Here is a 22,535-nt window from a genome sequence, read left to right as displayed (position 1 = left end):
GACCCGGGACGGACGGGACCATGGTCCCTACTGCGGCCCTGTTCGAGGCTCTTGAATGGGCCGGATGAGCACTTCCGGAACGGGAACCGCCGTGACGAGCGCCACTCGTGGCCCCCGGAGCGTCGGCAGCCTGTTCCCCGAGCAGCACGGCGCCTGGGCCTTCCTGATCCTGCCGCTGGTGCTGGGCGCACTCGTCTCTCCCTGGACCCCGCTGATCCTGCTGCTCGCCCTGGCCTGGGTGGCTGCCTATCCGATGTCGTGGGCGGCCTCCGGTCTGGTCCGCGCGCGACGCTCCCAGCGCTTCCGTCGCCCGTTCGTCCTCTGGCTCGCCGTCACCGCTCCCCCGGCCCTGGCCCTCCTGGTGGTCCGGCCGTGGCTGATGTGGGTGGGCGCGCTCTATCTGGTCGGCTTCGCGATCAACCTGCACTACGCCCGTCGCAACCGCGAGCGCGCGCTCGGCAACGACCTGGTGCTGATCGCGGAGTGCACGCTGATGGTGCTCGTCGTACGCGCGCTCGCCGTCGGGGAGCGGACCTGGCTGCCTCCCATCGACGAAGCCGCCACCACCCGGCTCGCGGTGGTGGCGGCTCTCTGCGCCTTGCTCCTGCTGGGCTCGACGCTGCACGTGAAGTCGCTGATCCGCGAGCGGCGTGACCCGCGCTTCGCCCGGGCCTCTCGCGTCTTCGCGGTCGCCTCCGTGCCGGCCGTCCTGGGGCTGGCGCTCCTCTGGGGTCTGCCCGAGGGGCTGTGGCTGGTGCCGGCCTTCGTCCCACTGGCGGTCCGGGCCTTCGTGGTAGCGCGCCGCAGGCCGATGCGTCCAGGACGCATCGGCCTGCTCGAGCTCGCCGGCTTCCTGCTCGTGGTCGCCGGCGTCGTCGCTGCTCGCTGGGGTTAGCCGGCGAGCCCTCGGCAGGGGACCCTGCGGCGGCTCACCAGAAGCATGGTGCCGCCGGCCAGGAGCAGACCGAGGCCGGTGGCCGAGAGGGCCATCAGGTTCTCGTCCGCGCCCGTCGCGGGCAGCACGGGCGGGGCGCTCACGGTGGTCGTCGGAGTGCCCGTGGTGGGGAAGCCCGTGACGGGGTTTCCCGTGGTGGTCACCGGCGGGTTCTGCTTCACGGGCGGCTGGGTCTTCGGCGGCTGGGTCTTCGGCGGCTGGGTCTTCGGCGGAACAGCGGTGTCCGGCGTGGCCGGGTCCCCGTCGGTGCCGGTCTCGCAGGCGACGCGCTCGCCGAGGTCACCGGAGAAGACGGTCCGGGCACCGGCCACGAGGGCGTAGCCCGGCAGCGCGGAGGCGGTGACCTCGTAGGCGCCGGTCCTGCCGTTGCCGCGGGTCAGGACGTAGCGCACGCCCTCGGTGACCGCCATCGTCACCGAGCCGGTCGTGTCACAGTCACCGACTGCCTTGACCTTCGGGGCGACCGGGCGGACGTCCACGAGACAGTCGAGCACCGAGCTGCGGTCGGGGACGGTGAGGGTCCAGGTCGCGGTGCCGACCAGCTGGTGGCCGGGGCCGGCGGTCGCGGTCACCACGTAGGTGCCGGGCCCGGAGCCGTCAGGCGTCTGGGTGTAGCTGACCTCGGCGGTGTCGGCCGGGACGACGAGGGTGCCGTCGGTCGTGCAGGTGGCCGGGGTGACGCTCGGCGCCGCCGCGGTCACGTCGACCAGCACCGGGGCGCAGTCCGGGAAGCCGGCGGCCGATCCGGTCGCGGAGCCCGCGTTGCCGTTGGCCCAGCGGAAGCTCACCTGGAGGGTCAGCGGAGTGGTCGCGCTCACCGTCTCGGTGAAGGTGCGTGCCTGGCCGGGGGCGAAGGTGCCGCCCACGGCGACGACCGGACGCGAGGACGCGGTCACGGTGGCGGTGTTGGCGGGATCGGGATCCTGCCAGTTGCGCACGGTCCAGGTGACGTCCCAGGTGTCCGGTGTGTCCCCACACACGACGGACGCCTCGACATCGAGGTGGTGGGCCGCGGCGGGACCTGCGAAGGTCACCGATCCGATCACGGCCAGCGCTATGGCAAGCGCCATCTTCAGCATTCTGTTCACTTGTTGCCCCCACGAATCGTTGTCACGAAAGAGTTCCGCGACTCGGTGACCGTACGGACGAATCAGGCCCCGAAACGGCCAGAGGCAGCGATGTGTCCCCGCCGTGGACTAGACGTGTCCTCCGGCACCGCGCTGGGGCCCTGCTGTGTCCTGGGACCGGCGGCTCAGCGCCTGATCCGGACCCTCCGGCTCGCCGATGATGCGGCGTACGACGCGCCGTCGGCCGGCACGAATCGGACGACCAGCCGCGCCCGGAGAGGGCCCCGATGGGTGACTCTGTCGAAGCGGGCGGCGGCCGGCCGGCCGGCTCGCACCGGCACCGTCGTACGCCTCGTGCGCTCGCCGCGACGGAGCACCACACGCGCCCACCCGGCCTGCGAGGCGATCACCCGCACCACGCCCGGGCGGCCTCGCCGGAGGACGACGCGGCCCAGCCGGATGCTCGTCGCCTGCTTGGCCACGGCCCCCTCGGTGACGGTCTTGCTCCCGTCATCGCCCTTGATGATCGTGAGCTCGTCCCAGAGGGCACCGACAGGCAGCTGCGTGGTGCTGCTCGAGGTCTTCTCGGCGAGGTAGGACCGGTAGACGAGCCGGTTGCGGGAGACGGAGACGACCTGGAAGGTGGAGAAGTCCTGGCCGCGCTTGACCTGGGTCGCGCCGTTGCGGGTCCAGACGTTGTCGTCGGCCGGGGCCAGGTCGTAGTGCTTCGCGCCCGCGTTCGACACGACGTACACCGGCCCGTCGACGACCTTGTACCCGCGGGCATAGACGTGGTCGTGGCCCATCTGCACCAGGTCGACGTCGTGCTTCTCGAAGAGAGGCAACCAGTGCTTGCGCAGCACCGGCTCGTCGCGTCCCGACGACGCGCTGTAGACCGGCTGGTGGAACGTCACGACGTTCCACTTCGACGGCGAGCTCGCCAGCACGTGGTCGAGCCAGGCGGCCTGGTACTGCGTCCAGACCTCGGCGACCTTGAACGCCGGGCACTGCAGGCTCAGACAGGCCGGCACCGACTCGGGCGCCAGGAACGTCGTGTCGCGCGTCGCGTTGAGCGTGATGAACCGGACGCCCTGGTAGTCGGTGAAGTAGACCGTCTCGGCGGCGAACTCGCTCCAGTGGTCGAAATAGGCCGCGTACTGGCGCGCGACGGCGGTGTCGCCGTCCGCACGTGCGGCCAGCTCCCCGATCGTGCTGCGGGTCGGCTGGTTGAGCGGGTACTCGAAGTGCGCCTTCCACGACCGCAGCAGGCGGTCGCCGGAGTACTCGTGGTTGCCGGGCGCGGCCATCACGTTGGTCGTGGCGGCCGCCCTCCCCATGCCGGCGAACCAGGCGGCCCACTGAGCGTCGTTCCCACCGGTGTCGATCAGGTCGCCGGCGTGCACCGACCCGACCGCGGCTGGGGCCTTCGCCCGAGCCATCGCCACCACCCGGGGCCAGGTGGTGTCGAGGCCGAGCTGGGCGTCGCCGTAGTAGAGGTAGTCGAAGGAGGCGCTGGTGTCGTCGGCGGTGCTGAAGCGCTGCCAGGAGCTCCACGTCGCGCCGTGCCCGACCCGGTAGGTGTAGGCCGTGCCCTCGGTCAGTCCCGTGACCGTGACCGAGAAGTGCGGGACCGAGCTGCCGCCGGACAGCCCGGCCGAGCGCGCCGCGACCGTGCGGACCGTGCCCCCGGCCGCGGGCCTGACCTGGACGGCGCCCTCGCTCTCCGCCGCGCTCGCGCCCAGCCAGCTGATGCTCTGGGAGGTCTCCGGAGCGGCCGTGGGCGTGAGGATGATCCGCGACGGCGCCCCCGCCGATGCCGTCTCGCTCCCGACCGCGGGGACCGTCGCCCCGGTGAGCGCGAGGCCCAGCCCCGTGAGCGCGAGCAGGGTCGTCCTGAGCTTCATCCTCGTCACCCTCCCACTACGACAGCCCGAGGTGATCATCTCCCCAACTCTCGGTCGGCGGGAGGTGAATCTCGAGGGTTACGACGCCCCGGTCGCCCCTTCGACTCGTGCGGTGCGCCCGACACCCTCGTCAGGTGTTTGGACGACCCGCCCAGACCGGGTGCGCGAGTTGTCGGGGCAGGTCATGATGGCCCCGGCACCACGACCCAGGAGGCTTGCCGATGCAGCTGGAGCTGTCCGCCGAGGACGCCGCTTTCCGCGAGGAGATGCGCACTTTCTTCACCACCAAGATCCCGCAGGAGATCCGCGACGCCGTCGCGCATCGCCGCGAGCTGACCAAGGACCAGATCGTCGAGAGCCAGCGCATCCTCAACGCGCACGGTCTCGCCGTCCCCCACTGGCCCACGGAGTGGGGTGGGCGTGGCTGGAGCGCGCTTCGCCGCCACATCTGGCACGAGGAGATGCAGCGGGCCTCCGTGCCCTCCCCGCTCCCCTTCAACGCCTCGATGGTCGGGCCCGTGATCGCGGCCTTCGGCTCGCAGGAGATCAAGGAGCGCTTCCTGCCGGCGACCGCCAACCTCGACATCTGGTGGTCGCAGGGCTTCTCCGAGCCCGACGCCGGCTCCGACCTCGCCTCGCTGCGCACCACCGCGGTCCGCGACGGGGACGAGTACGTCGTGAACGGCCAGAAGACGTGGACCACGCTCGGCCAGTACGGCGACTGGATCTTCTGCCTGGTCCGCACCGACCCCGAGGCCAAGAAGCAGCGCGGGATCTCGTTCCTGCTCATCGACATGACGACCCCCGGGCTCACGGTCCGTCCGATCGAGCTGATCGACGGCGGCCACGAGGTCAACGAGGTCTGGTTCGAGGACGTCCGGGTGCCTGCGGAGAACCTCGTCGGCGAGGAGAACCGCGGCTGGGACTACGCCAAGTTCCTGCTCGGCAACGAGCGCGTCGGCGTCGCCCCCGTGGGCGCGAGCAAGCGCGTCCTGGCCCAGGCCAAGGAGTGGGCCGGCCCGATGCTGGCCGAGGACCCGCTGCTCGCGGCCCGGATCGCCGACCTCGAGAACGAGCTGCTCGCGCTCGAGCTCACCGCGCTGCGCGTGGTCGCCGACTCCGCCGACGGCAAGCCGCACCCGGCCTCGTCGGTGCTCAAGCTGCGCGGCACCGAGCTGCAGCAGGAGGTCAGCGAGCTCGTCGTCGACATCGCCGGGCCGGCCTCGCTGGCCTCCGGCGCAGGCGACGGCTCCGACCTCCCCGAATGGGGCCGGCGGGCGACACCGGTCTACCTCAACCTCCGCAAGGCGTCGATCTACGGCGGGTCCAACGAGATCCAGCGGCAGATCATCGCGAAGACGATCCTCGGGCTCTGAAGGGCGACGACATGGATTTCGAGTACGACGAGGAGCAGCTCGCGCTGCGTGAAGCGGTCCGCGGACTGGTCGGCAAGACGTACGCCGACTTCGAGCAGCGCCGCCGCACGGTCGCCGAGGAGCCCGGCTTCGACGAGTCCCTGTGGGCCCGTCTCGCAGAGATGGGCGTCCTGGGCCTGCCGTTCGCCGAGGAGGACGGCGGGATGGGTGCCGGCCCGATCGAGGTCGGCATCGTGGCCACCGAGATCGGCCGCAGCCTGGCTCCCGAGCCGTTCCTGACGTCGGTCGTGCTGGCCGGCGGCGTCGTCGCCGGGGCCGGCAGCGCCGAGCAGCGGGCCGAGGTGCTGGGCGCGCTGTCGGCCGGGGAGAGCGTGCTGACCTTCGCTCACGCCGAGCCGGGCAGCCGCTGGTCGGCGTCGGCCACGACCGTGACCGCCGCGGAGAGCGGCGGGGCGTGGACGCTGAGCGGTGTCAAGGAGCCGGTGCCGCACGGTGCCCGCGCGGACCTGCTCGTGGTGAGCGCGGCGCTGACCGACGGTGGCACCGGGCTCTTCCTGGTCGCCGGCGACGCTGACGGGGTCGCCCGCGAGGGCTACCCGACCCATGACGGGGGCCGCGCTGCGCGCATCGTGTTCGACGGCGCGGTCGCCACCCCTCTCGGTGAGGGCGGGGACCGGACCGGCGTCATCGCCCGGGCCCTCGACGGGGCGCGGGTGGCAGCCTGCAACGAGGCGATCGGCGCCATGGAGTTCGCCCTGGCGACGACGACCGACTACCTCAAGAGCCGCAAGCAGTTCGGCGTCCCGCTCAACACCTTCCAGGCGCTGAACTTCCGGGCGGCCGACATGTACGTCTCCCTCGAGCTCGCGCGCAGCATCGCGCTGTGGGCCTCGATGGTGCTGGTCGCCGGCTCTGCCGAGGAGGTCGCGGCGGCGGCGTCCCGGGCGGCGCTGAAGGTCAGCCGGGCCGGCCGGCACGTGGGCAAGGAGGCGATCCAGCTGCACGGTGGGATCGCGATGACGGCGGAGTACAGCGTTGGCAGCTACACCAGCCACCTCACCGCCCTGGACCACCTGCTCGGCGACGGCAACCACCACCTCACGCGTCTGGCCGCGAGTGTCGGTGACCACGACGAGGTCGAGCCGCTGTCGTAGGGGCTAGTCGCCTCCGGCGCCGAGGACGTCCGCCACGGGCAGCCTCGGCGTCGGAGGCCGCCCCACGCCGTACCCCAGCCGCAGCACCAGCTGCGGAGTGGCGCCGTCGACGAGCTCGGCCAGTCGCGGGCGCAGCGTCTTCACCTCGACCGGCTGGTTGAGGTAGGACACCGAGAGCCCCCAGGAGGCTGCGCGCAGCACGAGCGTCGAGAGCGCCTGACCGGTCGCCAGCCAGTCGGCCACGGAGTCGCCGGCCGTGGTGAGCACGGCCAGCACCGGTGCCGCCGCCGCCAGCGTCAGGTCCCTGCGAGCCTGGCTCTCCCCCAGGTCGACGGCCCGCATCACCAGCGGTCCCACCAGGGCCGGCGCGGCGCCCAGCCCGTGCACCCACCCCGGCATCCCCAGCCCCTGGCTGCTGTGGTTGGGCCGCATCCACGCCGCCAGCTCGCGCCGGAAGGCGCGGTCCGCGAACTGCAGCCGATCTCCCTCGACGACCAGGTCGGTGAGGGCGGGGCGGTCCGCGTCACCGATGAGCAGCAGACCGACGCCCTCCTCTGCCGAGTCCTGCGCGAGCCGGTCCAGCACCTCCGGCGGCACGGCCCGCGCGTCGTACGGCCCGCGGTCGGTGACGCGGCTCTCGATCGCGGCGAACAGGCCCTGGTCGCCCGACCCCGCCCTGCCTGACTCCTTCGGGCCCCATCCCACGCTCGCGAAGAGGGCGTCGTCGGCCACCACCCGCACGTCACCGACGTGACCGGCATGCCCGATCGCCACCCGCAGATGTCCCAGCGCAGCCCCGCAGCTGATCGTCAGCTCACGATCCTCAGGGTCGACCACGGGCAGGGCGCGACGGCGGTCCGGCCGCAGCAACAGCCGTTCCCCCTCCACCTCGAAGCGCCAGGGCTGGCTGTTGTGACCGGAGGGCGCCCGGACGGCGTGGCGCACCAGGCCCGCGAGGCTCACCCGCCTGCCGTCGCCTCGACGGTCCCCAGCACCTCCTCGAACCCCTCGACGAGGCAGGCGTGGAAGACGTCGAAGTCGGGGATCGCACCGGTGTCGACGTTGATGCCGATGGCGCAGCTGTCGACGTAGGTCATCAACGTCACGTTGAGTGCGGCACCGATGGTCGGGCCGAAGGGATGCTGCCCCACGACCAGGGCACCCCCGACATACACCGGCACCGGGATGCCCGGCACGTTGCTGGCGACGACGTCGACGTGACGCAGGATCGCGCCGACATACCAGCGCGGCAGCAGGTTGAGGGCTCCCGCGATCAGCTGGGTGAGCGGCAGGGACTCCTCGGCTCGCACCTGGGCGGCCAGGTCGTGGATCAACCGCATCCGCTCCACCGGGTCGACGACACCGACGGGGATGTCGTAGCGCATCAGCGTGATCCGGTTGCCGCCCACCGGGTCGCCGTCGGCGCGCAGACTCACCGGCATCGCGACGTGCACTGCGTCGAGCTCGACCCCGTGCCGCTCGTGGTAGCGCCGCAGCCCACCCGCCACGCCCGCGAGGAAGGCGTCGTTGAGGGTCCCCCCGACCAGGTGGGCGGCCTCGAGCAGCTCGGTGCGCGGCACCTCGTGGACCCCGAGCCGACGCACCAGGCTGCGCCGGGTCATCAGCGGTGAGCCGGTGTGGTTGATCGGACGGACCGTGCGATAGACCGACGCCGACACCGCCAGCGCCTCGGAGGCCGTACGACGTGGCGCGAGCAGGCTGGAGACGACCAGGCCCGGCGCGGAGCGGAGCATCGACCTCGCGGCCCGGCCCGCGAGGTCGGCGTTGTAGCGGGCGACCAGCGCCGCCCCGTCCCACACCGCCGGGTCCAGCAGGTTGGGCAGCGTGGGCATCGGGCCACGATCCGTGGGCGTAGCAGTCAGGTCGAAGAGGATCATCGCCAGCTGCACTCCCCCGATGCCGTCGGTGAGCGAGTGGTGCAGCTTGAAGACGAGGGCCGCCCGACCCTCGGTGAGGCCGTCGACGAGCGTGACCTCCCACAGCGGACGCGCCCGGTCGAAGTCCCCCATCTCCGCGCGCCTCGCCATGTCGAGCACGGTCTCGAAGGTGGCCGGCTGCGGCGCGGTGACCCGTCGCACGTGATAGTCGAGGTCGAAGTCCGGGTCGGGCTCCCAGCGCGGCGGGGCCGGGGTCGACGACTCGACCACCCGGTGCCGCAGCGTGGTGACGGTCCGGGTGAGCCGATCCAGACGCTCCACCAGCACCGACCAGTCGGGCGAGCGATCGAGCAGCACGATGCTGACCACCGTGGAGCGCAGTCGGGCGTCCTTCTCCATCGCCCAGGTGAAGGCATCGCTGGATCTCATGAACTCGGTCATCGCAGGCCCCTGGCCGACGCCGGCACCCACGGCCCGCGCCCGGCCGTGATGCCAACGTCTCGCCCACTCCGGCCCGGCGCGAGGGGCAAACGGGCACCGGCCACGTGACGAAAGACCCTGGCCGCATTCCGGGGGACGGTCGTTGACTGAGCGAGAAGGACCGGGCTCGAGGAGGAGCGATGCACACCAGGACCTGGACCGTCGAAGTCCTTATCGGCGAGGACGAGGGGTGCACCCACGCCGAGGCACGCCTGCACACCGGCAGTGCGACATCGATGAGCGGGTCGGGCCTGGCTCGGCTGAACCCGCACGATCCCGACGTGCCCGAGATCGGTGAGGAGCTGGCGGTGTCGCGGGCCCTGTCCGACCTCGCGCACAACCTGCTCAGCGCCACCGTCGACGACCTCGCCGCCCTCCAGCGCGACCGTCGAGGGCATCCCGGCTGAGCCCCGGATCAGTCCCCGAAGAGCTCGCGCACGTCGTCGGCGTCGATGCCCGCCGTCATCGCGGCCCCGCCGTCGAGCACCTGGCTGAACAGCGCGGCCTTGCGCTCCTTGAGCGCCATCACCTTCTCCTCGATGGTGTCGGTGGCCACCAGGCGATAGACCATCACCGGCCTCAGCTGGCCGATGCGGTGCGCCCGATCGACGGCCTGCGCCTCGGCGGCGGGGTTCCACCACGGGTCCAGCACGAAGACATAGTCGGCCTCGGTCAGGGTCAGCCCCACACCGCCGGCCTTCAGGCTGATCAGGAAGACGGGGGTCTGCCCGCTCTGGAAGTCGGCGATCACCTGGCCCCGGTCGCGCGTCCTGCCGTCGAGGTAGACCGTGTCGATGCCCTCGACGCTCAACCGTTCACGCACTCGCCGCAGGAAGGTCGTGAACTGGCTGAACACCAGTGCGCGGTGTCCCTCGGCGACCAGCTCGACGAGGTGCTCCACGAGGACGTCGAGCTTGGCTGAGCCGAGTCCCTCGTGGGCCTCGTCGACCAGGGCGGCGTCGAGGCTGAGCTGACGCAGCTTGGTGAGCGAGCGGAAGATCGCGACCCGGTTGCGGTCGAAGTCCTCGACCAGGCCGAGCACCGCCTGGCGCTCGCGCTGCAGGTGGGTCTCGTAGACGTTGCGGTGCCTGGCGCTGAGCGTCACCTCGAGCACCTGCTCCTGCTTGGGAGGCAGGTCCGAGGCCACGAGCTCCTTGGTGCGCCGCAGCAGGAACGGCCGGATCCGGCGCTGGAAGCGCGCGAGCGCCGCCTGGTCGCCCTGCTTCTCGACCGGCACGACGACGTGCTCGGTGAACTTCTTCGGCCAGGGATAGAGCCCCGGCGCCACGATCGACAGCAGCGACCACAGCTCCATCAGCCGATTCTCGAAGGGAGTGCCCGTCAGCGCCAGCCGGAAGGGGACGTCCAGGCGCCGCACGGCCTGGTAGGTCTTCCCCTGGTGGTTCTTCACTTGGTGGGCCTCGTCGAGCACCAGACCGCCCCACGGCAGCGCGGCGTACTCCTCGGCCTCGAGGCGCAGCAGCGTGTAGGAGGTGACCACGACGTCGGCTCCGGCGACGGTGTCGGCCAGGCCCGTGCCCCGCTTGCGCGCCGACGACGCGACGGTGCGGACGTCGAGCCCGGGGGCGTGCCGGGCCGCCTCGTGCGCCCAGCCGGAGACGACGCTGGTAGGTGCCACGACCAGGAACGGTCCGGCTCCCTCGATGCGGGCGTGGCTGATCAGGGCGAGGGTCTGCAGGGTCTTGCCGAGCCCCATGTCGTCGGCCAGGATCCCGCCCAGGCCGGACTGCCACAGGAAGGCCAGCCAGCGGAACCCCTCCAGCTGGTAGCCGCGCAGGTCGCTGACGATGCCCTTGGGCTCGATCTCCGGCAGGCCGGCCAGGTCGCGCAGCGCCTGCGCCGAGGCCACCCACTGGGCCGCCTGGGCGTCGACGATCCCGAGCTCGGCAAGCTCGCCCCACAACCCGAGGTCGTGGCGTCCCACGCGGACCCCGTCGCCGTCCTGCTCGACCAGCTCGCTCGCGGCCCGCACCAGCTCGCCCAGTCGGGTCAGCTCGGGGTGGTCGGCCGCCAGGTGCGTCCCGCTGGGCAGGAAGATCCGCTCCTGGCCCAAGGTGAGCGCGGCCAGCACGTCCGCGAGCGGGACGGTCTCGCCGTCGATGGTGATCGCCACCGACAGGTCGAGCCAGTCGGTCGGCCCGGCCCCCTCGCCGGCCCCCTCGCCGGCGACCAGGTCGAAGCGGATGTCGAGGTCGCCGTCGGCCTCGCGGTGCTCCGGCTCGGTCCCCTCCTCGAGGACCTCCACGAGCGGGTCGGACCGCAGCGCCGGCAGCACCGCGTCGAGGAACGTCAGCACCTCCACGTCGGCCAGCTCACGGCGTGGGGTCGGGTCGCCCTCGGGACCGGCCAGCAGCTCCTCCGCGCCCACGTCCCAGCCCTTCCAGGCCGCCCGGAGGCGATCGAGGTGCTCGCGCTCCGCGCGCACCCGTCGTACGACGCGCAGCCCGTCGTCGCTGTCGAGGGCGAAGTCGTGGCGCTCGTCGCCCAGCTGATAGCGCCAGCCCCACGCGAGACCGACCCGGAAGGCCCCCTCCCAGGTGACGGTGAGGGTGAGCACCGGCGGGTGGTCCTCGGGGACGGCCACCGAGCCGTCGGAGGAGACCACGTCGAGGTGGTGGCCCAGGCGGGGCAGGTAGTCGGAGGTCAGCCGGTCGCGCTCCGCAGGCGGCACGACGACCGCGTCCACGTTCGTCAGCAGCCGGCGCACGGAGTCCGGCAGGAACCGCTCGGCCGGAGCCAGCACCAGGTCGCGGGAGCGCCCGGTGAGTCCGGTCCCGGCGCCGAGCAGCGCGAGGCCGTGGCCGCCGACCGGCACCACGCTCCCGGCTGGCCACCACCGCTCGCCGTGGCGTGCGCCCACCTGCAGTCGGGTCCCGTCGGCGGCGTCGACGACGTCGGCCAGCACGCGGACCGGGTCGTCGCTCAGCTCGACGGAGCCGATGGTCCCGGCGCCGACGAAGGCGACCCCCGTCTCGCGGGCGCGGCGCAGCAGCAGCCACAGCGCGGGGCCGAAGTCGGCGAGCTCGGGCTGCGCGTTGGAGGGGTAGTAGTAGGCGTCGCCCTGGACCGCGCGGGCCAGCTCGGCGAGCACCTCCACCTGGCTCTTGTCGTAGCCGGAGAGATAGCGCGCCCGCGCCACCTCGCCCCACCCCATGCCCGACTTGATCCAGCGCTCGCGCGCTCCGCGCTGCAGCGGCCGCATCCGGATCCCCGGTGCGTGTCCGGAGCGGGCGGGGCGCAGCTCGAACTGCAGCGCGAGCGGCTTGTCGGCCACCGCCTGCGAGCTCTCCAGCTCGTCGAGCACCGCCTCGAGCTGGGCGCCCCAGCCGGGCACGGCGTGCAGGTGGCGCGCGGACGCCGGGCGTCCGCGCAGCGCGATGACGGCGGCTGCTGCGTGCTTGCAGTTGACCACGACAGGACACGAGCAGTCGCCGTGAGCCAGGACGCGGCCGCGCGAGCGCATCACGATGACTCCGACGTCGTAGACCACCCCCCGACTCCCGGCCACCTCGGCCTCGATCAGGATCTCGTGGGGGACGTCCTCGACGACGTCCACCTGGCGCACGTTGCCCTCTCGCACATAGGCCCGCGCCCGCTGCAGCGTCGTGGCGCCGAAGGTAACGCCGAGCGCCGCGTCGTCGAGCAGGAGGAGGAGGGGGTGCACCTCAGCGATTATCCACCCGCGCGTCGCGGCTCCAGGTCCTTCGTCCACAGCACCGTCCCGGCCAGGTCGCGCAAGCTGACGGTGAGCCGCCCGTCGCGCGCGATCTCGGCGTGGCCGAAGAACTGGTTGCCGTGCCGCGGGGACTCGTTGGGCGCGGCGGCGTGCTTCGAGAAGACCACCTCCGGGCCGAAGGTGGCGTCCAGGTCGTTGGGGCCGAAGGTGCCCGCCGCGATCGGTCCGGCGACGAACTCCCAGAACGGGTCGAAGTCGGTGAAGCCGGCTCGCGCGGGGTCGTAGTGGTGGGCGGCGCAGTAGTGCACGTCGGCGGTGATCCACACGACGTTGCGCACGCCGTGGCGCTTGAACGCCGACAGCACCGCGGCGATCTCGAGCTCCTTGCCGAGCGGCGCGCCCGGGTCGCGGTTGGCGAGGCTCTCCTGGTCGACCGGTCCGTCGGGCACGACGAGGCCCAGCGGCATGTCGGCGGAGATCACCTTCCACGTCGCCTTCGACCGCCTGACCTCGCGAATCAGCCAGTCGACCTGCTCCTGACCCAGGATGTGCGTGCGCTCCTGCTCCAGCCCCGGGGTGTTGGGGTCCTTGAAGGTCCGCATGTCGAGGCAGAAGACGTCGAGCTGCGGCCCGCGCGCGACCTTGCGATAGATCCGCGTCTGGCCGCGCCGCGGGGAGGCGATCGGCATGTTCTCCTCCCACGCCTGTCGGGCGCGGGCGGCCAGCACGTCGACACGCCGCTCCTGGGTGTAGCGCGGGTCCTCCAGCACCTCTCCGGGCCACCAGTTGTTGGTGGTCTCGTGGTCGTCCCACTGCGCCACCAGCGGCACCTCGGCATACATCGCCCGGACGTTGTCGTCGAGCATCGTGTAGCGGTGCCGCCCGCGGAACTCCCTCAGGGTCTCGGCGACCTTGCTGACCTCGGGCGTGACCAGGTTGCGCCAGAGCTGCCCATCGGGCTCGACGACCTCCTCGGCGAGGGGACCGTCGGCATAGATCGTGTCGCCGGCGTGGATGAAGAAGTCGGGGCGGGTCTCGTGCATCGCCCGATAGCCGACCAGCCCGCCGAGGTCGGGGTTGATGCCCCAGCCCTGCCCGCAGGTGTCACCGGTCCACACGAAGCTGGTGCGGGCCGGGTGCACCGCGGCCGTGGCGAACGTCGCCCGCTGCCGCTCGCCCCGATGGCCTTGGGCGTCCTCGAAGGCCAGCTCCACGGCGTACTCGCGTCCGGGCGGCAGCCCGTCGAGGGCGATCTTGGCGGTGAGGTCGCTCGCGTCGGTGGCCCAGGGCCCCCGGACGGTACGACGTCGCCGGCCGCTGGTGATCTCGGCGACGAGGCGGCCGCGTCCCGACGAGCGGGCCCACAGCACGGCGGAGCCGGTGGTGACGTCGCCGGTCTGGACGCCGGAGGGGAGGGTCAGCCGGCGGCGGACGAGCGCCGGCCCGGAGGCACGTGCCGGGGCCGCACCGGAGACGGCGGCGACTGCGCCGGCTGCGACACCGGCTTGGAGGAGGGAGCGACGAGGAAGCCCGAGTTCAGTCATGCCCAGCACCCTGCCGCGCCCGGATGACGAGAGGACGACCATCAGATGACCGCTCGTGGCAGGCTCGCCCCATGCAGATCCAGCAGGTCGGCTTCGCCGCGATCAAGGGCACCCGCCACACGTCGTACGGCCAGGTGCTGCTCGATGCCCGCGGCCCGGTGGGCGACCGCGCCTTCTGCCTGGTCGACGTCGACGCCGCCCGCGTGCTGCGGACCGTGCAGAACCCCTCGCTGCTGGCCGTGTCGGTGGAGTCGGGCGAAAGCTCGCTCGACGTCGTCCTGCCCGGCGGCGAGGCGGCGCGCGGCGTCCCCGCGCCCACCGGCGAGCGACTGGCCTGCGACTACTGGGGTCGCACGGCCGAGCTGGAGCTCCTCGACGGCCCGCACTCCGACCTGTTCTCGTCCTACCTGGGCAGGCCGGTCCGGTTGGCGGCGGCGCCGCGCGGACAGGTCGTGTACGGCGCGTCGGTCACGATCGTGTCGACCGCGTCGATGCGTGAGCTCGCCTCTCGGATGGGGCGACCCGAGCTGGCCGGGCAGAGCGCCCGATTCCGCGCCACGGTCGAGGTGGACGGCCATGTGCCCCACCAGGAGGACGAGTGGGTGGGCCGCGAGATCACGCTGGGCGATGCCGTCGTGCGGGTCCGCGGGCGGGTGCCGCGCTGCGCCGTCATCGACCACGAGCCGGCGACGGGCGTGAAGGACGCCGCCGTGCTCAAGACGCTGGCCAGCTACCGTCCGCGCGACGCGGCCACGGGCGACCTGTGCTTCGGCGTCGACGCCGAGGTGACCGTGCCCGGCACGATCCGGCCGGGTGACGCCGTCAGTCCTGCTGGAGCCCCTGGGGCGTGAGCTGCCAGACCCCGGGACGCCCGGTGGCCATCAGCCCCTGGCGCGCCAGCGACTGACGGGCCTTGCGGGCCGCGTAGCGCCACCGCAGCTCGCCCTCGGGCGTCGTCTCCCGGTCACCGGCGAGCAGCTGGTCCTCGAGCCGGGTCTCCAGCTCGCGCATCACGTCGTCGGCGTCCAGCTCGCCCCCGGTCTCGCGCAGCACGGCGAGGATGTGGGGCTCGAGGTCATCCGCCGGCGTCCAGCGACGGCGCACCGGCTTGGCGGGGGCGCCGGGCGTGCGGGTGCTGGTGGTCCGGGCCGTCCGGCGGGGGGCCGGCTTGGCGACCGGCGCGGAGGCCGGCTCGACCGGCTTGGGCGGGCGACCGTGGGGGCACTGTGACCTCGGGAGGTCACACAGATCGCAGTAGTCCTCGACTGACGCACTCATCGCGAACACTTTAGTCGGCCCCTCACAGCCGCCCGTCCTCGGCCCGAAGGTCAGCGGATCCGGCCGAAGAAGACGCTGCGCGTCCAGATCTTGGCCTTGTGCACGCGCGAGCCGGAGTTCGGCGAGTGCCAGACCTGGTTGCGACCGGCGTAGATCGCAACGTGGTAGACACCGCCACCGTCGTGGAAGAAGACCAGGTCACCGCGGCGCGCGTTGGCACGCTTGATGCGCTTGGAGTGACCGGCCTGCGCCGAGGAGGTGCGCGGCAGCTTCTTGCCGGTCGCCTTGCGGTAGACGAACTGGGTCAGACCCGAGCAGTCGAAGGCGTTGGGGCCGGTGGCGCCGTACTGGTAGGGGTCGCCCGACTGGTTGCGCGCCACCTTGATGACCCGCTCGCCACGCCGGGCCAGGGCCTTGCGTGCGGCCCGACGCTCCGCCCGGCGCTCGGCACGACGCTCGGCCCGTCGCTCAGCGCGGCGCTCGGCCCGGCGCTCGGCCTGGGTCGTGGTGGTCGTGGTGGTCGTGTCCGCGGTGGAGAGGACGCTCGCGCCGGCGGCATCCGCGGGTGCGGCACCACCCACGACGACGAGCCCGCCGGTCAGCACGAAGCTGGCGACGACGGTGAGGAGAAGGGTGCGGGCGCGCGACAGCGCGCCGTTCAGGGCGTGGTTCACAGATGATCCTCGGCAACGCCTGCGGAAGGAGTCCTGTCGGATTCGGGCGCCGTGCCCGGTCGAGCGCTGCTCGACTTCACCCCGAGCCCCGCGCTCTCACGCGTGGGGCGTACTGCCTGGGTCTCCCGTGCCCGTCTCTGCACTTCCTTGGGTCGTGTTCAACCTGGCGACGTGACGGGCCTCGGCGCGGTCCAGGCGGCTCCGGCGGGGTGCGGAGCGATTCTGACCGGGCGGGGGCCCGGACAGGTCATCGATGGTGCCAGCAACTGCGGGCCGTTCGTCAACTCACGGCCCCGTGACGTTGCTCACGGCTCGACGTCTACTTCGAGGCGTCGCGCACCCTGACCGTCCTCTCCTCGGCGAAGCGCGGCTGCGACGAGCGGAAGCGCAGGGTGACCCGCTCCGTGGGCTCGCGTACGCCGTCGCGTCGCAGCGGGACCTTGACCACGACGTTGCGGGTGCCGGCGGGGAGGTACCGGTAGATCTGGAAGTCACGTCCCAGCAACGGCGTGCCCGCAGGCACGTCCGGCAGGCCGAACGTCTCCTTCATCCAGCCCCGTGGCACGTCCCCCACGCTGAGGCGGGGACCCGGTCCGGTCCCGGCGACGAAGCGCGCGTCGAGGTAGACGTCGTACCCGGTCGGCGCCGACAGCGTCAGTCGCCAGATGGCCCGACCGCCCTCGGTGACCGAGCGAGGGACTGTGCGCACGCGCACGCGCGGGGTCGGGTCGTCGTCGAGGATGAGCGCACGCCCGATGCTTTGGCTGGGCATGGCACCGCGGAGCGCGAAGGCCTGGAGGAAGGTCCAGCGCACGTCGAGGTCGTCGATGAGGTTGGGCACCACGCGCAGCTCGACGCCACCGGTCGTGGCTCCCGGGGCCAGGTCGACCACCACGCGCCGGGGCTTCTCGCTGTCCTGCTCCTGCACGAGCGCCACGAACCTGGCCGGCTCGGTGAGCGTGCCGCTGACCCGGAACGGCACGACGACCTGTGCCTCACCGGAGTCCCCCTCCTGCTGGCGGATCGTGCCGAAGTTGACCTGGGCCAGCCGCTTGTCCGGTGCCGCCGCCAGCGGGCCGGCGGGCACCGCACCCAGGTCGAGGACCCACACCCGACCGTCCGGGCTGTTGCCCACGAGGTCGACGCGGGCCACCTGGGCCACGTCGATGCCCGTGAGGGCCGCGACGGGGACGCGCACGGTCTGGGCGATGTGCTTGCCGAGCGTCTCGTCACCGCGGTCGCGCGGCAGCGCCAGGAGGCGGTCCTGCTCGGGCGCCACGACGACCGAGGCGCCGGCGGCGTCGGTGACACGGACGCCGAGCCGGACGTTGCCCAGGCTCGGGTCGACGATCGTGCGCAGGTCCAGACTGGCTGCATCGCTCAGGTCGAGGGGCTGCCTGAGCAGCAGGCCGCCGCTCTGTCCGGCCGCTGTCCAGGCCATCTCGAAGGCACGGGTCCAGGGGATGCCGCGCGGGTAGCCCGGCACCCAGTGCGGGGCGTTGATCGTGTTGGAGAACCGGCCGCAGGCGGCGTCACCACGACCCTCCGCCAGCCCCTTGCAGAGCTGGGTCCGCGCCCCCTCGCTGGGTGCGAGCGTGGCGTCGGCGCCCGGCGCCACCATCCTCCGGCCGGCTCCGATCGCGTGGGTGCGGACGTCGGCGGCGCCCGCCGAGGCGACCCGGGCGTGGGTCCCGTCGAACATGGCGAGGGCACGTGCGTCGCGCCCGGTCATCAGCTGGACGGCGCCGGCGACGTACGCCTTGCCGACCTTGCGCTGGGCGGGTGCCCGAAGGCGGGTGGGGCTGGTGCGGCCGCAGACTCCCGTGCGGCCGCCCCAGTCGTCGAAGGAGGGGGCCGCAGAGATCCGGGGGGTCCACTCGGTGTTGAAGAAGTTGTGGTTGGCGCCCATCACCAGGGCGGTGCTGCGCAACGACGTGTCGTCGGAGGTCAGGTCACGGGCGATGTCGGTGAAGATCTGGCCCTGCAGGTCGATGACGTCACCGTCGCAGTAGGGCAGCACGGTCACGGTCGGGACGTAGGCCGCGGTCTGACGCGCGAAGTTGGTCGGCGCCAGGAGCACCTGGCCGGTGACGCGGTAGGGCGCCGTGAGCGCGATGTCCTGACTGGCCCGGTTGACGCCCTCGCCTCCACGGCTGTGGCCGACCAGGATCACGTTGCGCGGGTCGACGTCCATGGTGTCGTCGGCCGCCCACGTCGCCCACTGATCGAGGTGGCGGCGCACCAGCTCGGCCCTGGCGGCGGCGCCGCCGTCCATCTTCACGCCGTCCTGGGCGTTGATCCCGTTGGCCGCCACCGAGACCGTCGCATAGCCCTGGCTCGCCAGCACCCGTTGGATGTAGTCGTAGCCCAGCTGACTGGGGACCGGTCGGGTCCGGTTGTCGCAGGGCCACGCGCTGCTGTAGCGATCAGGGTTCTTCGGTGAGTAGCAGGGGTTGTGCCGGCCGTGCAGGAACAGCACGAGCGGCGCGTCCTGGACGCCCTGGCCGTCCGCTGGCCGCACCACGTGTCCGACCATCTCCAAGGCGCCCTTCATGCCCGGGTAGGCGAAGCTGTCGAGCGTGTAGTCGGACGTGGTCACCGCCAGGTCACCCGGCACACCGGGGTCGATGTCGAGCAGCGGAGCCGGCTCCGGGGCGGTCGGTGCGACCTCCCTGAGGTCGGGTTCCTGCGGCGCACTGCTCGTCCCGTCCAGCGTGCGCCCCGACAGCACGACGTCGAGGGTCGAGGTGTCGGGCGCGCGGTCGGCGGCCACCGTCACGGTCACCGTCCGGCCGTTCTCGGCGACGACGGTCGCGCCCAGGTCGGTCTCTCCCCTGTCTGTAAGACGCTGCACGATCTGCGGGCGTGACGAGGTGATCGGCAAGGGGCGCGGCGAGGTCCAGGAGACGGCGAACTCGCCGACACCGGTCTGCACGACGTCCCACACGCCGATGTCCCCGGCCTGCGCCGGGGCGGCTCGCTGGGTGGTGCCTGGACGGACGACGGGGTCGTCCCCCGGGCCGGCCACCGCGACCGGGGTCCCGGCCAGCAGCAGCGCACACACGGACAGCGGCAGGACACCCCGAAGCTTCATAGCCTCATCTTGTGCCCGATCGAGCTCGGATGTGGGGATATCACGGGGCGGAATACCGAACCTAGGCGCCGAGGTCGACGTCGAGCTTGTAGATCACTGAGACGAAGTGGAGCTCGAGGGTGCTGCTGGGTGGTGGTGCTGCGGGCACCGGCACCGGGATCGGTGGGGCTTGGGAGATGTGGGTGTGTCCGGTGGGGGTGGTGACCTCCACGGTGTGGCGCTCATAGCGTCGGCTGGTGGTGCGATGTCGCCACCCGGGTGACTCCTTGGCGTAGTTGCACGCCGCGCACAGCCCTTGGCCCTGCTCCAGAGTCGTCGCCCCGCCCTGATGTCGTGGGGTGATGTGGTCGGCGTGACGCACGGGCGCGTCGCAATAGGGCGTACGGCAGGTCTCGCCGTCGCGGGCGAACACCATCCGCCGCAACCGCCCGGAGAACAGCTCGGCGGCCGAGTCCATCGCGACCAGCGCGTTGTCAGCCGGGTTCGCGAACAACCGCCGGATCGTGACCTCGCCCTCGGGGTCCGCCAGCAGGTCGGCCACGACCCGGGCCGGGATCGGGCCATAGCCCACCAGATGCGCCGGAGTGCGTCGGTCCGCGCCCAGCAGCATCTCGGCACTCATCACCAGCTGGATCTCGATGCGCCGCGCCCGAGGGGTGGTGGGCTCCCCCAGGCGCGCCAGGAACTCGTCGGCCATCACCTGGTCCCGGCTGCGGGTGTCCACACCGCTGACCCGCTGGAAGTCCGCGTGCTCACGCAAGGCCTGCATCGCGACGTACCCGTCCCACGACGGCACGTCCGCGGTGATCCGCATCATCCCGTGCCCCAGACCCCGACTGGTCACCCGACGCCGGGCCCTGGCCCGCTCCACCCGATCCGCCTCACCCTCAGGATCGAGGTCACAGACCATCCGCCGCACCGCGAGCATCACCTCACGGTTGCCCATCGACCCCAGCACCGGCCCCAGCGTCGCGTCCACACAGGCGCGGTCCTCGCCGGAGAGGTCGGCGCTCTCGCGGACCATCACCATCGCCCGCTGCTCACTGATCTCCCCGGCCGCCAACGCCGCCAGCGTCACGGGCATGTCCTTGACCAACGCCACCGCCAGACCCACGTGCTGGCGGCCCGCGTGCGGGGACTCCCGGCGGGCCAGCGCGACCTCGTGGGCCACACCCCGCCCGCACCGCTGCGTCGGGACACCACGCTCGGCATCCCCCACCAGCCGCCTCGCGTGCAGCTGCGCGGTCAACCGCGCCTTCGCCGCAGCCGCGGCACCCGTGAGGCGCTCCAACGCCGCCAGCTCATCGACCAACGCCCCATCAGACAGGTCATCGCCATCGATGCCGGCCAGCATCTCGACCCACACCGCACCCAGATCAACACCCGGATCAACACCCGACTCGACCGGCACGCTCGACCCGGCCACGCCGGCAGTGTCGCCACCGGAGCCTGCCTCGAGGTCGTAGCCGAAAAGTTCAAACATACGAGCGATTGTAGTCAGGGCCGCATCATTGTGGAACCCCTCGTGCGGGATCTGTGGATGAGATCAAGACCCCCCGCTGGCCTGTGCCGCCGATCCGGCACCAGACCAGTCCAGCAGGGACCGCCGACAACCCGGCGACCTAGCACAAAACCTCGATCCGGCACCGCACCCCCGGCGCGCGCGCCAGACGTGCATCCGCTGTCACGAGGTCTGCCCCCAGCGCCTCTGCGAGGGCTACGTAGGCCGCGTCATAGACGGACAGATTGGCCCGCAGCTCCCAGCAGCGCCCGAGCAGTGGTCGGTGGGGAGCTCGTTGAAGGGGAAGGTCGGCCAGGTCCGCGAGGGCGAGCTCCGCTCGCCCGGACTCGAGGTGCCCCCCTGCGAGACGTCCACGAAGGACCGAGGCGACCTCGAGGTCGATCAGCTCCGGGGCGAGCAGCCGCTCGCCCCGGAGCCTGAGTCTCGCTGCGTCGCCGTCGCGAGCGTCGTCAGCCAGTGCCGCAACGAGGACGCTCGCGTCAACGACGAGCACGTTCGGCCCGGAGCGCCGTCACCGACTCCGCCAAGGGAGCCGACCCACCCGATCGTGCGCTTGCTCGATCGAGCACCTCGTCGAGCGTCGGCTGAGCGGCCTCCGCGATGAGGCGAGCTCGCAGGTATTCCTGAAGCGACTGATGCGCTGCCGCCGCGCGCCGTCGAAGCACGGCGTGCGTCTCATCCGGCACATCCTTGATCTGGACACTGGGCATGGCGCCATTATGGCGCCACTCCTCGCCCCCGAGAAGCCCGCTGTTCACGCCGCTGCCGCGAGCCGTCCCAGCAGCAGATCGCACAACGAGGCGGCCGGCTCCGGGAGCCGCTCGCCCAGCCGCTCGACGAGCGGGACGTCCTGCGGGCCCAGCCGCCGGGTGAGCGCGCTCAGCGTGCCGGGTCTGACGAGCGCCGCGGCGCAGCCGGTCCAGAGGTCGACCTCGCCAGGAGGTGTCGCGTCGTCCCCGCAGGCCAGGCGGTCGAGTGTCTCCAGCACCACGCCGAGCCCGCCTCCCATCGCGTCCAGGACGTCGACCCGCAGGTCGGAGGCGAGCCCTGTCCCCGGAGTCAGGTAGGTGTCCGGCCTCTCGTCCGTCTGCCGCATCAGCGTCAGCCAGCCGGCCGGAGACGCAGCGACAGCGGCCGCGAGCTCAGGGGCCACGCGCAGCGGGACGCTCTCGAAGATCCTGTCGGCACCGGCCGGCACCAATCGGCCGAGCACCGTCTCCCCCGGAAGCACCAGCGCTGCCGCACCGGTGTCGAGCGTCGTGACGACGTCGTCGCCGGCGAGGTCCTCCCAGGTGACGCTCCCCTGCTGCGTCCCCACCAGCCGATAGCCGCCCATCGGGGCCTGCAGCCATCCCTTCATGTCCTCGGCCTCGCGGATCAGCTCACGGGAGGCGACACGGTGCACGAAGTCGGCGAGACCGCCCAGCTCGAAGAGGTGCACCTGGCGGTAGACCCAGTCGTGGTCCATCACCTGGCAGTTCCGGTCGGTCTGGTCGACGCCGGGGAGCCCGGCCGTACCGCCCAGCAGGTCGACCGCCACATCGAGCGCCTTGTTGCAGCGCTCACGGGTCGAGACGTCCACGTGCTGCAGGGCCTGCGCCGCCATCCAGCGGGAGGTCACCCACCAAGGTCGGGCCGGCCCCAGCTCGACGAGCTGCTCGAGCGCGAGCACCCGCCACGGACGCCAGAACGCCCTCCCGTCCGGGCCCAGCGGGTGGGCGCGGACGATCTGCAGGGCGAAGGCGGCGTCGCCCGCCACCTCGGCGCGGTCGGCCGCGACCATCGCGCGGAAGAGGCGGACCAGTGGATCACCAGGCGCGAGCGGCATGCGCGGCTCGGGGCGTGGGCGGGACGACTGGCGGGGTGACTGGCGGGCGCGACGTGATCTCGAC

The 22,535-nt window shown here is 72.3% G+C and carries 18 protein-coding genes; 5 read left to right on the top strand and 13 right to left on the bottom strand.

What is annotated here, in order from left to right; all coding sequences use genetic code 11:
• Positions 1-64: 64 nt before the first annotated feature.
• Positions 65-895, top strand: coding sequence for a YwiC-like family protein (locus ACYU7L_RS09500; protein ID WP_460795450.1), 831 nt, complete (start codon positions 65-67; stop codon positions 893-895).
• Here ACYU7L_RS09500 and ACYU7L_RS09495 read toward each other — a convergent pair.
• Both ACYU7L_RS09495 and ACYU7L_RS09490 read right to left on the bottom strand, forming a co-directional pair.
• Positions 892-2,025 (bottom strand): LPXTG cell wall anchor domain-containing protein, encoded by a 1,134-nt coding sequence (locus ACYU7L_RS09495; RefSeq protein WP_460795447.1) that lies wholly within the window; start codon positions 2,023-2,025, stop codon positions 892-894. The two genes, ACYU7L_RS09500 and ACYU7L_RS09495, sit on opposite strands and share 4 nt — an antisense overlap.
• 182 nt (positions 2,026-2,207) lie before the next feature.
• Positions 2,208-3,926, bottom strand: a complete 1,719-nt coding sequence (locus ACYU7L_RS09490) for a purple acid phosphatase family protein (RefSeq protein WP_460795445.1) — start codon at positions 3,924-3,926, stop codon at positions 2,208-2,210.
• A gap of 221 nt (positions 3,927-4,147) precedes the next feature.
• On the opposite strand from ACYU7L_RS09490, the gene ACYU7L_RS09485 reads away from it, so the two are divergent.
• Together ACYU7L_RS09485 and ACYU7L_RS09480 are read left to right on the top strand one after the other, a co-directional pair.
• On the top strand, positions 4,148-5,302 hold the full coding sequence (locus tag ACYU7L_RS09485; protein ID WP_460795443.1) for an acyl-CoA dehydrogenase family protein: 1,155 nt from the start codon (positions 4,148-4,150) through the stop codon (positions 5,300-5,302).
• Between the two features lie 11 nt (positions 5,303-5,313).
• The gene (locus tag ACYU7L_RS09480) at positions 5,314-6,456 is read left to right on the top strand and encodes an acyl-CoA dehydrogenase family protein (protein ID WP_460795441.1); all 1,143 of its coding nucleotides are present in this window, start codon (positions 5,314-5,316) and stop codon (positions 6,454-6,456) included.
• A 3-nt stretch (positions 6,457-6,459) separates the two neighbouring features.
• Here the strand turns inward: ACYU7L_RS09480 and ACYU7L_RS09475 are convergent, their stop codons facing one another.
• Both ACYU7L_RS09475 and ACYU7L_RS09470 read right to left on the bottom strand, forming a co-directional pair.
• Complete coding sequence (locus tag ACYU7L_RS09475; RefSeq protein ID WP_460795439.1) at positions 6,460-7,419, bottom strand: Acg family FMN-binding oxidoreductase; 960 nt, start codon at positions 7,417-7,419, stop codon at positions 6,460-6,462.
• Complete coding sequence (locus ACYU7L_RS09470) at positions 7,416-8,795, bottom strand: wax ester/triacylglycerol synthase domain-containing protein (protein WP_460795437.1); 1,380 nt, start codon at positions 8,793-8,795, stop codon at positions 7,416-7,418. Before ACYU7L_RS09470 ends, ACYU7L_RS09475 begins: the two co-directional genes overlap by 4 nt.
• Positions 8,796-8,974: 179 nt before the next feature.
• On the opposite strand from ACYU7L_RS09470, the gene ACYU7L_RS09465 reads away from it, so the two are divergent.
• Positions 8,975-9,241 (top strand): DUF1876 domain-containing protein, encoded by a 267-nt coding sequence (locus ACYU7L_RS09465; protein ID WP_460795434.1) that lies wholly within the window; start codon positions 8,975-8,977, stop codon positions 9,239-9,241.
• 8 nt (positions 9,242-9,249) lie between these two features.
• On the opposite strand, the gene ACYU7L_RS09460 is transcribed toward ACYU7L_RS09465, so the two are convergent.
• Both ACYU7L_RS09460 and ACYU7L_RS09455 read right to left on the bottom strand, forming a co-directional pair.
• A complete protein-coding gene (locus tag ACYU7L_RS09460; RefSeq protein WP_460795432.1) occupies positions 9,250-12,519 on the bottom strand; it encodes a DEAD/DEAH box helicase in 3,270 nt (1,089 codons plus the stop codon).
• Positions 12,520-12,527: 8 nt separating this feature from the next.
• Positions 12,528-14,075: an alkaline phosphatase D family protein gene (locus tag ACYU7L_RS09455; protein ID WP_460795430.1), complete on the bottom strand. Its 1,548-nt coding sequence runs from the start codon at positions 14,073-14,075 to the stop codon at positions 12,528-12,530.
• Between the two features lie 71 nt (positions 14,076-14,146).
• Here ACYU7L_RS09455 and ACYU7L_RS09450 point away from each other — a divergent pair, with 71 nt between their 5' ends.
• The gene (locus tag ACYU7L_RS09450) at positions 14,147-14,926 is read left to right on the top strand and encodes an MOSC domain-containing protein (RefSeq protein ID WP_460795428.1); all 780 of its coding nucleotides are present in this window, start codon (positions 14,147-14,149) and stop codon (positions 14,924-14,926) included.
• Here ACYU7L_RS09450 and ACYU7L_RS09445 read toward each other — a convergent pair.
• The 7 genes from ACYU7L_RS09445 to ACYU7L_RS09415 all read right to left on the bottom strand — a co-directional run bounded on the left by ACYU7L_RS09445 (position 14,898) and on the right by ACYU7L_RS09415 (position 22,471).
• The gene (locus ACYU7L_RS09445; RefSeq protein ID WP_460795425.1) at positions 14,898-15,353 is read right to left on the bottom strand and encodes a winged helix-turn-helix domain-containing protein; all 456 of its coding nucleotides are present in this window, start codon (positions 15,351-15,353) and stop codon (positions 14,898-14,900) included. The two genes, ACYU7L_RS09450 and ACYU7L_RS09445, sit on opposite strands and share 29 nt — an antisense overlap.
• A 50-nt stretch (positions 15,354-15,403) precedes the next feature.
• Complete coding sequence (locus tag ACYU7L_RS09440; protein ID WP_460795423.1) at positions 15,404-16,027, bottom strand: C40 family peptidase; 624 nt, start codon at positions 16,025-16,027, stop codon at positions 15,404-15,406.
• 319 nt (positions 16,028-16,346) lie between these two features.
• Positions 16,347-19,121: an alpha/beta hydrolase gene (locus ACYU7L_RS09435; protein WP_460795421.1), complete on the bottom strand. Its 2,775-nt coding sequence runs from the start codon at positions 19,119-19,121 to the stop codon at positions 16,347-16,349.
• Between the two features lie 61 nt (positions 19,122-19,182).
• Entirely contained in the window at positions 19,183-20,604 is a 1,422-nt protein-coding gene (locus ACYU7L_RS09430; RefSeq protein ID WP_460795419.1) for an HNH endonuclease, read from the bottom strand.
• 139 nt (positions 20,605-20,743) lie between these two features.
• Entirely contained in the window at positions 20,744-21,136 is a 393-nt protein-coding gene (locus ACYU7L_RS09425; RefSeq protein WP_460795417.1) for a type II toxin-antitoxin system VapC family toxin, read from the bottom strand.
• The gene (locus ACYU7L_RS09420) at positions 21,123-21,353 is read right to left on the bottom strand and encodes a FitA-like ribbon-helix-helix domain-containing protein (protein ID WP_460795414.1); all 231 of its coding nucleotides are present in this window, start codon (positions 21,351-21,353) and stop codon (positions 21,123-21,125) included. The genes ACYU7L_RS09425 and ACYU7L_RS09420 overlap by 14 nt, the downstream gene beginning before the upstream one ends.
• A 44-nt stretch (positions 21,354-21,397) precedes the next feature.
• Positions 21,398-22,471 (bottom strand): hypothetical protein, encoded by a 1,074-nt coding sequence (locus ACYU7L_RS09415; protein WP_460795412.1) that lies wholly within the window; start codon positions 22,469-22,471, stop codon positions 21,398-21,400.
• Positions 22,472-22,535 lie beyond the last annotated feature (64 nt).

The organism is Nocardioides pacificus (assembly GCF_054775955.1).
The sequence above is the reverse complement of the archived record's forward strand: the minus strand, read 5'-3'. Positions and strand labels throughout refer to the sequence as shown.